This is a genomic window from Rhodococcus sp. KRD175, assembly GCF_017168275.1.
Lineage (GTDB): Bacteria > Actinomycetota > Actinomycetes > Mycobacteriales > Mycobacteriaceae > Rhodococcoides > Rhodococcoides fascians.
The window spans coordinates 1-12,444 of the sequence record NZ_JABFAQ010000062.1 but is presented as its reverse complement, the minus strand read 5'-3'; the positions used below and the strand labels follow the sequence as shown (position 1 = coordinate 12,444).

The following is a 12,444-nucleotide window of genomic DNA, read 5'->3' as shown; positions in this document are numbered from 1 at the left end:
ACCGCCAAGAACTCCCCACCCGATCCGTCGGGTGGGGAGTTTTTTGTGCGCGGGGTGGGGTGGCTGGGTGTTGCTCGGCAAACGCGCGCGCATTCGTCAGACGCGAGCGAATTTGCCACCGATTCGGGGTCTACTTCGCGCGCACCTGGCAAACGCGCGCGCGTTTGCGGGATCACCAGGGCCCGGGCATCGAACCCCCAGGGCCCGGACGGGATCACCGGGCGGGTGTAGCTCGGCAAACGCGCGCGCATTCGTCAGACGCGTTCAGATTCGCCTCCGATTCGGGGTCTATTTCGCGCGCACCTGGCAAACGCGCGCGCGTTTGCGGCGGTAGAGGGGCGGCGACCGACTCAGACGCTCAGCATTGCCCCGCGCCCGCGGCGTCGAGTCCCCGCAGAATTTCGCCTTGATCGGCCTCGGGCACCTTGGACCAACTCGGCGCGGTGGTCATTTCGCTGCGCAGACCCTCGACGGATTTCGCACGATCGGAGATTCCAGTTTGCTCCAGTGCATCGATGGACGGGAGAAACTGGGTGCAGGTCTGACGGTAGAGATCGTCGCCGGTGACGCCTCCGGTTCCTCCGGTCACCGCGGGGTCGGCTGGATCAGCGGCGGGCGGTGCCTCTGGAGCCGGGCTGTCAGCGGGTGCATCGGCCGTCGGCGTGGCAGCTGCCGTGGTCGCCTGTGTCGTCGTAGCCGGAGCTGACGTGGCTTGAACGGACGTGGCTTGAACGGACGTGGTCGACGCGTTCTCGGTCGACGCGTCGTCGCCGCATCCGGCTACAGAGGTGGCCACGATCAGCCCGAGCAATCCGGTCGCGATCTTTCGTTTCATCGCCACTGTGTACCACCTGCGGCTCAGAGCAGTGTCTGCGCGCGCCCGGTGATGGTGCTCAGTGCGGTGGACCAGGCGATGTGCTTGGGGTCCAGGAACGCTCCGTGTCCGGCTCCGGGCAGTACGACCAGCTCGGGGTCCGTGCTCCCTGCGCGGGTGGCGGCGTCGACGTACACGCGGCTCTGGTTCACCGACACGGTCTGGTCCGCATCACCGTGCAGCGCGGTCAACGGGACGTCGAGCGGGAGGTATTCGATGGGGGAGGCGATCTTGTATCGACCGGGAACGTCGTTGGGCATGCCGCCGAGGAATGCGGGCACGAACTTGTCGTTGCCGATGTTCGCCGCCCGTTTCATGTCGAACACCCCGGCCATGATGGTGGCACTGCGCGGTCGGATTCGGGGGTCCGCTCCCGGTGCGTCGATCGGCATCAGATGACGCGCAGCGACCCACGCGGCCAGCTGTCCGCCGGCCGAATGTCCGGCGACGTGCACTCGATCGAGGTCGAGTCGCCCGTCGGCGGCGTTCTGTACGACGGTTGCCAGTGCCTCGGTGGCGTCGTCGACGTCGGTCAGGGTGTTGGCCCAATTGTTCGGTCCGCGCCGATACTCGACGTTCCACACGGCGATGCCTTGGTCCGCGATGGCCTTGGACATCTGCTGGAAGTACGACAGATCGAGGTTCTCCTGCCATCCACCGCCGTGGATCATCACCACCACCGGCAGCGACGTCGCAGTGTTGGCAGGGAGATACAGGTCTCCGATGTTGTCGGGTTGGTACCCGTACTTCAGCCGGATCGGATCTCCGGTCGGTCCCGAAACGGGTTGCAGTGCAGCCGAATACGTCTCTGCTGTGCTCGGTGAGGATGTAGTGTCCGTGGAACTGCAGCCGACCAGCGTGACAGCGAGCAGGCCGGACAGGAAGTGGCGACGATTCACGTGCCCTGAGCCGTCCAATCCAGCAGCTCGGACAGCGACCAGGTGTTGATGACGCGATCGGCGGGAACGCCTTGGGCTTCGGCGCGGACACAGCCGTAGCCCTGCCAGTCGAGCTGGCCCGGTGCGTGTGCGTCGGTATCGATGGAGAAGAGGCAGTCGCGCTCGAGGGCGATGTCGATCAGGCGCTCGGGCGGATCCTGGCGTTCGGGCCTGGCGTTGATCTCCACCGCGGTGCCGAACTGTCGGCATCCCTCGAACACCACCGGTGCGTCGAACGTCGACTCGGGCCGCTTTCCCCGGCCGCCCTCGACCAGACGGCCGGTGCAATGACCGAGTACGTCGACGTGCGGATTCGCGATAGCGGTGACCATGCGTTTCGTCATCGCCACAGAATCGGCCCGCAGGTTCGAGTGCACGCTGGCCACCACCACGTCCAGCTCGGCGAGCAATGCCTCGTCCTGATCCAGCGAACCGTCGTCGAGGATGTCCACTTCGATTCCGGTGAGGATACGGAACGGCGCGAGTTGCTCGTTGAGCTCGGCGATGATGTCGAGTTGTTTTCGCAGACGCTCCGCACTGAGTCCGTTGGCGACCTTGAGTCGTGGTGAATGATCGGTCAGCGCGCAGTACTCGTGCCCGAGGTTCTTGGCGGTGCGCATCATCTCGTCGATGGGGCTGCCGCCGTCGGACCAATTGGAGTGGGTGTGCAGGTCGCCTTTGAGTGCGGCCCGTAGTGCGTTGTTGCCGATGGGTTCTGCGGCATCGCGTTGTTCGGCCAGGTAGTCCGGAACGTCCTGGGTCAGCGCCTGCCGGATGATCAGCGAGGTCTTGGCACCGATTCCGGCCAACGACGACCAGCTGTCCGCCTTCTCGTGCTCGGATCGTTGTGCAGGAGAAAGCGATTCGACGACATCCGCGGCTCGGCGGTAGGCCTTGACGCGATGGGTGTCCGAGCGCGAACGCTCGAGCCAGAAGCCGATCTCACGAAGTGCCTCCACCGGATCCATGAACTCCATTGTGCCTGGCACCACCGACACCTGCGCACGGGGTAATCGGACAAAATTCTCAGGGAGTTGCCAGGTCGCTCACTCCCCATGGGCTTGAAGCTGCAACTATCATCGTCGGTCATGACCAAGAAATGGTGGACAGTCGGCGTCGTTGTCGTAGTGCTCGTGGCCCTCGGGCTGTATTTCGGTCCCAAGATCTACGCGTCCTTCCAGGAGGACGACGCTCGGGCGGCGACCGTCGACACCTCCGGTGCGCAGGCCGCGACCACCGACGATCTGAACGGCACCTGGACGGTGACCGCAGGCGATGCGTCGAACAAGACCGCGGCCGGCTACACCGTCGACGAGGTGCTCAACGGATCGGACGTGACCGTCGTCGGGTCGACGCCCGAGGTGAGCGGCTCGGTGACCGTGGCAGATAATTCGTTGACCGCCGGTGAGGTTGTGGTGCAGACCAATTCGATCACCACCGACAGTGACCGTCGAGACGGTCAGTTCCGCGGCAACATCTTCGACACCGCGACATATCCGACGGCGACGTTCACCATCGACCAGCCCGTCGACCTCTCGTCGTTGCCCAAGGACGGCACCACCCAAACCGTCACGGCGGAAGGCACATTGACGCTCAAGGATCAGACGCGTCCGGTGTCGGTCGAGATGGAGGTGCTGCAGTCCGGTGACACGCTCATCGCGTCGGGTGCAATTCCGACGACGTGGTCGGACTACGGCATCGAGCCGCCGTCGCTCGGATTCGTAACCGTCGAGGGTTCGGGAACCGTCGACTTCCTGATCAATCTGAGTCGGCAGTAGCCCGTTCTCGTGGGGCCGCCGGTGTCCATCCCGGCGGTCCGACGACGTATCCGACGCGTTCCTTCCATGACCTCGATGCCGCGACATCCCGTGCGATGTTGCGGTATTCGTGTGTTTGGAGCGTCCAGATGTTGAACGTGTCGACGGGCTTGGTCAGCCCGTAGTTCGGCCGTTGCACTTCGTCTGCGTAGCTGCCGAACAGCCGGTCCCAGACGATGAGGATGCCGCCGTAGTTCTTGTCGAGGTACTGCGGATCGCGACCGTGATGGACGCGGTGGTGAGAAGGCGTGTTGAAGACGAACTCGAACGGCCGCGGCAACTTGTCGATCCGTTCGGTGTGTACCCAGAACTGGTAGACGAGATTGATCGAGAAGCCCACGAACACCATCCACGGCGGCATCCCCAGCAGCGGCAAGGGCAGCCACATGATGATCTCGCCGCTGTTGTTCCACTTCTGCCGCAGCGCCGCGGCGAAGTTGAAGTACTCGCTCGAATGGTGAGCCTGATGGGTCGCCCAGATCAGTCGGGTTCGGTGCGCGATGCGGTGGTAGCCGTAGAACAGCAGATCGACGCCCAGAATCAGGATGACCCACGTGTACCAGGCATCGGCGGGTAGATGCCACGGCGCGATGTAGACGTAGATGGCCGTGTAGCCGATCAGGGCCAACGCTTTCCATGCCGTGGTGGTTGCGATCGAGACCAAGCCCATGCTCAGGCTCGCCCGTGCGTCCCGGGCCGAATACGCGCCGGCGGTTCCGTCTTCGAGTTTCTTCGCCGCGATCCACTCGATCGCCAGCAGCAGAGCGAACGCGGGGACGGCCAGGGCAACCGGATCCCGCAGCGGTTCGGGTAGCGAGTTCCACGCCGATGCGAGTTGGTCCCTCATGTGTACGGCCTTCCGTGCGTGACACTGCTGTTCGAAGTGTAACGACAGTATGGTGATCGTAGTCTCGACGCGTGAAAATTCGTAGCCGCCGTTCCGGGGATATGGCGTTCTGTGTGACCGCGCTGGCGACGGTGCACGAGGCAGACGGGTATCCCGCACTGTGGCCCGAGGATCCGGCCGCCTGGTTGCACTCGGCAACGCAGGTCGCCGCATGGGTAGCGGAGTCGAATGACCGGATCGTCGGCCACCTGGCACTCGACCTGGTCGACGACGGGCTGATGGTCTCGCGATTGTTCGTCCGTCCCGAGTGCCGGGGCACGGGCGCAGCCGCGGCCTTGTTGGACGCCGCAGTGGCGTATGCGGCGGAACGGTCGGTTGATATCGAACTGCACGTGGAGCAGGGCTCGGCTGCGGCGATCGCGTTCTACGAGAAGTCGGGCTGGGTCCGGACCGGCACCGCACCTGCGGACTGGGTGTTGCCCCACGGGCGCAGAGCCGTCGAACATCGGTATGTACCCGGTCGCTAATTTCCTATCGAAATGATAGGAATTGAATCGTGCACATCACGGCGAAAGCGGACTACGCGGTGCGGACTCTCGTCGAGCTCGCCGCGGTCGGCGGCCGAGCACCCGCCAAGGCCGAGGCGCTGGCCGCCGCTCAAGGGATACCGCACAAATTTCTCGAGTCGGTGCTCTCCGACCTGCGTCGCGCCGAGTTGGTGCGAAGTAGAAGGGGACCCGACGGCGGATACTGGCTCGCGCGGGAGGCGTCGAACATTTCCGTCGCGGACGTGATGCGTGCCGTCGAGGGGCCGCTCGCGTCGGTGCGCGGGCAACGGCCCGAGGATGCGCAGTACGCTGGTCCCGCCGAGCCGTTGACGCGGGTGTGGCTGGCCGTCCGGGTCAATCTGCGTGCGGTTCTCGAATCCGTATCGCTGGCCGACATCGTCGACGACGACCTCCCGGATTTTGTCGGAGAGCTGATCAGCGAGCCGACCGCATGGTCCCGTCGATGACCTGAGTCACAGTCGGCCGCTGATGTGGCGCGGTCGTCAATATTGCACAGCTCTGCAAACTTGCCGAGCTGTGCAACTTCCGTATGTTGGACAGGGTGACCACCCCGACCGGCCTTCGCGATCAGAAGAAGGCAGCCACCCGCGACGCCCTCGGCATTGCCGCAGTCCGTCTGGGAAAAGAGCACGGACTCGATGCCGTGACGGCCGACGCCATCGCACACGAAGCCGGAGTGTCGACCCGAACGTTCCACAACTACTTCTCCAACAAGGAAGAAGCGGTACTCCACAACATCGAGGCCTCGGCTCTGGAATGGTTCGAGCTGCTTCGCGCCAGACCCGAGGCCGAACCCATCTGGGATTCGTTGCAGCACATCGCCGTCAACCTCGTCGCCGACCCCGGCCGCGACCTCGACGACACATTCGCCGCAGCACGACTCATCGAGGCCAACCCGGCGCTGATGGCACGCAAGCTCGAAATGCACCACTCGCTCACCCGCAAACTCGGCGAGGCGATCGCTGAGCGCACCGGAACCGATATCGATTCCGACCTCTACCCCAACCTGCTGCAAATGGCAGTCGGCGGTGCCGTGACCGCCGCACTGAACCTGTGGATCAACGACCCCGGCGGAGAGAACACTCCGAAAGCGCTTGTGGAGAACGCATTTCAACAACTCCGCGCCGGAATCCCCGAGCCGAAATCTCGCCAGCACGTATCCGATAACAACCGAGGAGCCTGACAGTGGCCACCTATCTGTACCGAATCGGCAGATTCGCCTACCGCCGCAAGGGGGTCGTCCTCGGCCTCTGGCTCGTCATTCTGATCCTGGCCGGAGTGGGCGCAGCCACGCTGTCCGCGCCTACCGTCAACTCGTTCAGCATCCCCGGAACGCCTGCTCAGGCTGCATTGGATCTGCAGAAGGAACGATTCGGCGGAGCCGAGGATCCCCTTCAGGCCGTCAACGCCGAGTACGTGTTCCAGGCACCCGACGGTCAGTCGCTCGATGCCCCGCAGTACACCTCGGCCATCGACGCCACGATCGCCGAGATCGAGAAGGTCGATGCGGCCAAGCCGGCGGAAGGCGCTCCGCCGCTTGCCGATCCGGTCGAGGCCAACAAGGCCATCGTGCAGCAGTACACCGACGCAGCCGCCGAGGCAGGAACGCCGGCCGACAAGGTGGCAGCCGACGCGGCAGCCACGTCGCCGTTGAGCCCCAACGGCAACGTCGGCACCGTCACGGTTCCGATCAACGTCGAGCTGGCCGATGTCACCGACGCGATTCGCAGCGATCTCGATGCCGCGGCGCAACCCGCGCGTGACGCAGGGCTGACCGTCATCCTCGGTGGCACCGTCGCCCAGGAGAACCCGTCGCCCGGTGGAAGTTCGGAGATCGTCGGTCTGGCCGTCGCCGCCATCGTCCTTCTCATCATGTTCGGCTCGGCCGCCGCTGCCAGCCTGCCGCTGATCACCGCGATCGTCGGTATCGGTATTTCGAGTCTGGCCATCACGACGGCCTCCGGGTTCGCGAGCCTGTCCTCGTTCACGCCGATTCTCGCGATCATGATCGGTCTTGCCGTCGCGATCGACTACTCGCTCTTCATCCTCGCGCGGTACCGGCACGAACTCACGCTCACCGACAACCGCGAAGAAGCAATCGGTCGCGCGGTCGGTACCGCCGGATCAGCCGTCGTGTTCGCCGGCGCGACCGTGCTCATCGCCCTCGTCGCCCTGCGCGTCGTCGGCATCCCGTTCCTGTCGCAGATGGGTCTGGCAGCAGGCTTCGCAGTGTTCGTCGCGGTACTCATCGCCCTGACGTTCCTGCCCGCCATGCTGGGCGTCTACAAGGGCAAGGCCTTCGCGGGCAAGCTCAAGTTCGTCAACACCACCGACCCGGAGGACCCGAACGCAACCCCCACCAACGGTCTTCGGTGGGCACGGTTCCTGGTCAAGAAGCCGATCCTCGGCCTCGTCGGAGGCATCGTGCTGCTCGGTGTCATCGCGGGCCCGACCACCGGGCTGTCGCTGGCTCTCCCGTCGATCGCCACCTCGGACCCGTCCACGCCTGCCCGTCAGGCCTACGACATCACCGAAGAGGCATTCGGGCCGGGACGTAACGGACCGCTGCTCGTCATCGCCGACGCGTCCGACGTCGCCGAGGCAGACCGCACCGCGTCCTTCGGCAAGGTCATCGAGACGATCACCGCACAATCCGACGTCACGAACGCGCAGATCGTCGCCGTCAATCCGGCGGGTGACACCGCGCAGATACTCGTCACCCCGTCGAGCACACCCAACAGCGACCAGACGAAGGCGCTCGTGACCAACCTGCGCGATGCCGAGAGCGGATTGCAGGAGAGCTCGGGCGTCTCCTACGGAGTGACGGGCGAAACCGCGATCGGGATCGACATCTCGGAGCGGCTGCAGAGCGCGCTGATTCCGTACCTGGCCGTGGTCGTCGGACTGGCGTTCGTGCTGCTGATGCTGGTGTTCCGCTCGATTCTGGTGCCGCTGACGGCAACGGTCGGGTTCCTGCTCAGCGTGCTCGCCACCTTCGGTGCGACGGTGTTCATCTTCCAAGAGGGCGGGCTCGGCATCATTTCCAACCCGCAGCCGATCGTCAGCTTCATGCCGATCTTCCTCATCGGTGTGGTGTTCGGCCTCGCGATGGACTACCAGGTGTTCCTCGTCTCGCGCATGCGTGAGGAGTTCGTGCACGGCGCGGCCGCCAAGGACGCCGTCGTCAACGGCTTCAAGTACGGCGCACGCGTGGTCACCTCGGCAGCGGTCATCATGATCTCGGTGTTCGCCGCCTTCATCGCCGAGCCGGACTCGTTCATCAAGTCCATCGGCTTCGCATTGGCCGCCGCCGTCTTCTTCGACGCGTTCGTCGTCCGTATGGTGCTGATTCCGTCGGTGATGGCGCTACTGGGCGACAAAGCCTGGTGGTTGCCGAAGTGGCTGGACAAGATCCTGCCCAACGTCGACATCGAAGGGGCCAAGCTGAAGACGGCCCCGGAGAAGCGCGCGTAGTACTCGCGTCGCAGCTGAGAGGCCGAAGATTGCTCGTAATACTCGAAACGGAGAGACTGTTATCCATGTGTACGAGTAATCTTCGGTCATCATGCTGATCCCCCTTCTGCGTAGGTTTCTCGCCCCGTACAAGCTGCCGATTCTCTGCTTGGTGCTGCTGCAGCTGATCGCCACCCTCGCCGCGTTGTTCCTCCCGAGTCTCAACGCGGACATTATCGACAACGGTGTGACCGTCGGCGACACCGGCTACATCCTGTCCGCCGGCGGCGTCATGCTGTTGATCTCGGCAGTACAGATCATCAGCTCTGCCGCAGCGGTGTTCCTCGGTGCACGCACGGCCATGAGTGTCGGACGCGACCTTCGCGGAGCAATCCTCGAACGCGTCGGCACGTTCTCCGCCCGCGAGGTCGGAAAATTCGGTGCTCCGTCACTGATCACCCGCAACACCAACGACGTGCAGCAGGTGCAGTTGGTGATCATCATGGGATTCACCATCGTGGTGATGGCTCCCATCATGTGCATCGGCGGCATCGTGATGTCACTACGTGAGGACATCGGCCTGTCGTGGATCCTGCTCATCGCCGTGCCCGGCCTCGCACTCGCGATGGGCCTGATCATCGTCCGCATGGTGCCGGCCTTCCGCTCCATGCAGAAGCGCATCGACGCGGTCAATCGCGTACTACGCGAACAGATCACCGGCATACGCGTCGTGCGGGCGTTCGTTCGCGAACAATTCGAGGTCGACCGTTTCGGAGCAGCGAACACCTCGTTGACCGAGACGGCACTCAAGGTCGGCCGGCTGATGGCCCTGATGTTTCCGACCGTCATGCTCATCAGCAACGTCACCAGTGTCGCCGTCATCTGGTTCGGCGGTCACGCCATCGACAACGGCACGATGCAGATCGGTTCGCTCACTGCGCTTCTGAGCTACATCATGCTCATCCTGATGTCGGTGATGATGGCGTCGTTCATCGCGATGATGGTGCCGCGCGCATCGGTGTGCGCCGATCGCATCAGCGAGGTTCTGGCCACCGAATCCTCGGTGGTGCTGCCCGAGAATCCCCGGACGTTCGTGTCCTCACCGGGCACGGTCGAGCTCGTCGGGGCCGAATTCTCCTATCCCGGAGCCGAATACCCGGTGCTGTGCGGGGTGAATCTGACTGCCGAAGCAGGCAAGGTCACCGCCATCATCGGCGGCACCGGATCGGGTAAATCGACTCTCGTCAATCTGATTCCACGGCTGATGGACGTCACCGGCGGCCAGGTGCGGGTCGGCGGTGTCGACATTCGCGAACTCGATCTGGACCTGCTGCGATCCGAGATCGGATTCGTGCCGCAGAAGCCGTACCTGTTCTCCGGCACCATCGCCAGCAATCTGCGGTACGGCAAGGCCGACGCCACCGACGCGGAACTGTGGGAGGCGCTCGAGATCGCCCAGGGAGCCGACTTCGTGCGCGCGATGCCCGACGGCCTGGAGACTGCCGTCGCGCAGGGCGGCACCACCGTGTCGGGAGGACAGCGTCAACGACTGGCCATTGCCCGGGCGCTGGTACGCAAACCCAAGATCTACCTGTTCGACGATTCCTTCTCCGCTCTCGACCTCACCACCGACGCGAAACTGCGTGCGGCGCTGCGGCCGGTGACGCGAGATGCATGCATGATCGTTGTGGCTCAACGGGTGTCGACCATCGTCGACGCCGACCAGATACTCGTGCTCGACGACGGAAAGCCGGTGGGCGTGGGTAACCACGAGCAACTGATGGCCACCTGCCCCACCTACGCCGAGATCGTCGACTCGCAGCGGCAAGTTGCAGGTGCACTGTGACCGACACCGACACCACCAAGGATTCCGCAGCCAAGCCCTCTTTGGAGAAGAAGAAGGGCAGTCGCGTCGCGAAGGCACTGCCGGCCACGAAAGCCAAGAACTTCAAGGGCTCGTTCAAACGCGTCATCGGTCTGCTCGCGCCGGAACGATTTCTGCTGAGCCTCATGCTCGTGCTGGGAATCGTCAGCGTCGTCCTCAGCGTCGCTGCGCCGACCGTCCTCGGGCATGCCACCAACCTCATCTTCAACGGAGTTGTCGGCGGAGATCTCGAACCGGGGCAGACGAAAGAGCAAGCGGTCGAAGGCCTTCGGGCCGCCGGTAACGACACCGTCGCCGATCTCGTCTCGGGCATGGACGTGACGCCCGGTGCGGGAATCGATTTCGGTGCCGTCGGAACGGTGTTGCTCTGGGTGCTCGCACTGTACGTAGTGTCTGCACTGCTGGCGTGGGCGCAGGGCTACATCCTCAACATCGCGCTGCAGCGTCGAATTCTGTTGCTGCGCGGCAGCGTCGAGGCCAAGGTGCATCGCCTGCCGCTGCAGTACTTCGACAACAATGCCCGAGGCGAGACGCTCAGCCGCGTCACCAACGACATCGACAACGTCTCGACCAGCCTGCAGCAGACACTGAGCCAGCTCATCACCGGCATCCTGACCGTGCTCGGCATCCTCGGCGTGATGATCTGGATCTCGCCGTTGCTCGCTCTGGTTGCGCTGCTGACGATCCCGGCCTCGTTCCTGGTGACCGCGCTGATCGCCAAGAGGTCGCAGCCGCACTTCGTGGCGCAGTGGAAGCACACCGGCAAGCTCAACGCGCAGATCGAAGAGACCTACACCGGCCACGAGATCGTCAAGGCGTTCGGCCGCCAGGCGGAGGTGGAACGCGAGTTCGGTGACCGCAACGAGAAGCTCTTCCAAGCAGGCTTCCGGGCGCAGTTCATCTCGGGCCTGATCATGCCGATCATCATGTTCCTCGGAAACATCAACTACGTCGTCGTCGCCGTCGTGGGCGGCCTTCGCGTGGCGTCGGGAACACTGAGCCTGGGCGAAGTGCAGGCGTTCATTCAGTATTCGCGGCAGTTCACTCAGCCGCTGTCGCAGGTCGGCGCGATGATCAACCTGATTCAGTCCGGAGTCGCGTCCGCCGAACGCATCTTCGAGGTGCTCGACGCCGACGAGGAAGACCCGGACGTCGTGCCTGCGTCCAGCCCGACGGAGCGCCGCGGACGCGTCGTGTTCGACGACGTCTCGTTCAGCTACTCGCCGGAGCAGCCGCTCATTCAGAACCTGTCGCTCACCGCAGATCCGGGACATCTGGTGGCGATCGTCGGACCCACCGGTGCCGGCAAGACCACGCTGGTCAACCTGATCATGCGGTTCTACGAGATCGATTCCGGCCGAATCACACTCGATGGCGTCGACACACGCAAGATGACTCGCGACGAGTTGCGTTCACGAACCGGCATGGTGTTGCAGGACACGTGGTTGTTCGGCGGCACCATCCGAGACAACATCGCCTACGGTGACCCGACCGCCAGTGAGGAAGAGATTCTCGAGGCGGCTCGGGTGAGCTACGTGGACAAGTTCGTGCATTCGCTGCCCGACGGATACGACACGATCATCGACGAGGAGGGCAACAACGTCAGCGCCGGTGAGAAGCAGCTCATCACCATCGCCCGTGCCTTCCTGGCCAAGCCGCTGATCCTGATCCTCGACGAGGCCACCAGCTCGGTGGACACTCGCACCGAACTGCTGGTGCAGAAGGCGACGGCAGCGCTGCGCAACGACCGCACCAGTTTCGTTATCGCGCATCGTCTCTCGACCATCCGTGACGCCGACACCATCGTCGTGATGGAAAACGGCAGCATCGTCGAGCAGGGCAATCACGAGGAATTGCTCGAGGCCAAGGGTGCGTATTACCGGCTCTACAGCAGTTAGGCGGCTGGCGCCGCACGTGAGTGGAAAATCGTAGTGGGCTACGTGTGCTGTCTTGATACATGTGGGACACGGGTGTCTCGATACATGTGAGACACGATTCTAGGCTGCGGGGCGGTGGAGTTGTCCTTGGTAGCGCTTGTCGGTGTTCAGGTGCAAGTGGCCG

The 12,444-nt window shown here is 64.0% G+C and carries 11 protein-coding genes; 7 read left to right on the top strand and 4 right to left on the bottom strand.

Going from position 1 to position 12,444, the window contains the following annotated elements:
• Positions 1 to 358 precede the first annotated feature (358 nt).
• Genes J1M81_RS25270 through J1M81_RS25260 form a run of 3 tightly spaced genes read right to left on the bottom strand, consistent with a single transcriptional unit; the run spans position 359 to position 2,780 of the window.
• Positions 359 to 835 (bottom strand): hypothetical protein, encoded by a 477-nt coding sequence (locus J1M81_RS25270; protein ID WP_032399325.1) that lies wholly within the window; start codon positions 833 to 835, stop codon positions 359 to 361.
• Between the two features lie 23 nt (positions 836 to 858).
• A complete protein-coding gene (locus tag J1M81_RS25265) occupies positions 859 to 1,773 on the bottom strand; it encodes a S9 family peptidase (protein WP_032373327.1) in 915 nt (304 codons plus the stop codon).
• Positions 1,770 to 2,780: a PHP domain-containing protein gene (locus J1M81_RS25260; RefSeq protein WP_206499104.1), complete on the bottom strand. Its 1,011-nt coding sequence runs from the start codon at positions 2,778 to 2,780 to the stop codon at positions 1,770 to 1,772. Before J1M81_RS25260 ends, J1M81_RS25265 begins: the two co-directional genes overlap by 4 nt.
• 120 nt (positions 2,781 to 2,900) lie before the next feature.
• On the opposite strand from J1M81_RS25260, the gene J1M81_RS25255 reads away from it, so the two are divergent.
• Positions 2,901 to 3,590 carry a YceI family protein gene (locus J1M81_RS25255; RefSeq protein ID WP_206499103.1) on the top strand — a complete coding sequence of 230 codons (690 nt, stop codon included), beginning with the start codon at positions 2,901 to 2,903 and terminating at the stop codon, positions 3,588 to 3,590.
• On the opposite strand, the gene J1M81_RS25250 is transcribed toward J1M81_RS25255, so the two are convergent.
• On the bottom strand, positions 3,571 to 4,476 hold the full coding sequence (locus tag J1M81_RS25250) for a sterol desaturase family protein (RefSeq protein ID WP_032399324.1): 906 nt from the start codon (positions 4,474 to 4,476) through the stop codon (positions 3,571 to 3,573). The genes J1M81_RS25255 and J1M81_RS25250 overlap by 20 nt on opposite strands.
• 71 nt (positions 4,477 to 4,547) lie before the next feature.
• On the opposite strand from J1M81_RS25250, the gene J1M81_RS25245 reads away from it, so the two are divergent.
• The 6 genes from J1M81_RS25245 (at position 4,548) to J1M81_RS25220 (ending at position 12,281) form a co-directional block, all read left to right on the top strand.
• On the top strand, positions 4,548 to 5,003 hold the full coding sequence (locus tag J1M81_RS25245; RefSeq protein ID WP_230593350.1) for a GNAT family N-acetyltransferase: 456 nt from the start codon (positions 4,548 to 4,550) through the stop codon (positions 5,001 to 5,003).
• A gap of 29 nt (positions 5,004 to 5,032) precedes the next feature.
• Positions 5,033 to 5,491: an Rrf2 family transcriptional regulator gene (locus J1M81_RS25240; protein WP_027494603.1), complete on the top strand. Its 459-nt coding sequence runs from the start codon at positions 5,033 to 5,035 to the stop codon at positions 5,489 to 5,491.
• Positions 5,492 to 5,574: 83 nt separating this feature from the next.
• Positions 5,575 to 6,228, top strand: a complete 654-nt coding sequence (locus J1M81_RS25235; RefSeq protein ID WP_032368645.1) for a TetR/AcrR family transcriptional regulator — start codon at positions 5,575 to 5,577, stop codon at positions 6,226 to 6,228.
• Between the two features lie 2 nt (positions 6,229 to 6,230).
• Positions 6,231 to 8,519 carry an MMPL family transporter gene (locus J1M81_RS25230; RefSeq protein WP_032399322.1) on the top strand — a complete coding sequence of 763 codons (2,289 nt, stop codon included), beginning with the start codon at positions 6,231 to 6,233 and terminating at the stop codon, positions 8,517 to 8,519.
• 91 nt (positions 8,520 to 8,610) lie between these two features.
• Positions 8,611 to 10,344 carry an ABC transporter ATP-binding protein gene (locus J1M81_RS25225; protein ID WP_027494600.1) on the top strand — a complete coding sequence of 578 codons (1,734 nt, stop codon included), beginning with the start codon at positions 8,611 to 8,613 and terminating at the stop codon, positions 10,342 to 10,344.
• A gap of 41 nt (positions 10,345 to 10,385) precedes the next feature.
• On the top strand, positions 10,386 to 12,281 hold the full coding sequence (locus J1M81_RS25220) for an ABC transporter ATP-binding protein (protein WP_032399359.1): 1,896 nt from the start codon (positions 10,386 to 10,388) through the stop codon (positions 12,279 to 12,281).
• The last annotated feature ends 163 nt before the right edge of the window (positions 12,282 to 12,444 follow it).

Excerpts from the sequence above, each read along its gene's own strand:
- J1M81_RS25270 (WP_032399325.1), bottom strand. The coding sequence starts at position 835 with ATGAAACGAAAGATCGCGACCGGATTGCTCGGGCTGATCGTGGCCACC.
- J1M81_RS25260 (WP_206499104.1), bottom strand. The coding sequence starts at position 2,780 with ATGGATCCGGTGGAGGCACTTCGTGAGATCGGCTTCTGGCTCGAGCGT.
- J1M81_RS25255 (WP_206499103.1), top strand. The coding sequence starts at position 2,901 with ATGACCAAGAAATGGTGGACAGTCGGCGTCGTTGTCGTAGTGCTCGTG.
- J1M81_RS25250 (WP_032399324.1), bottom strand. The coding sequence starts at position 4,476 with ATGAGGGACCAACTCGCATCGGCGTGGAACTCGCTACCCGAACCGCTG.
- J1M81_RS25235 (WP_032368645.1), top strand. The coding sequence starts at position 5,575 with ATGTTGGACAGGGTGACCACCCCGACCGGCCTTCGCGATCAGAAGAAG.
- J1M81_RS25225 (WP_027494600.1), top strand. The coding sequence starts at position 8,611 with ATGCTGATCCCCCTTCTGCGTAGGTTTCTCGCCCCGTACAAGCTGCCG.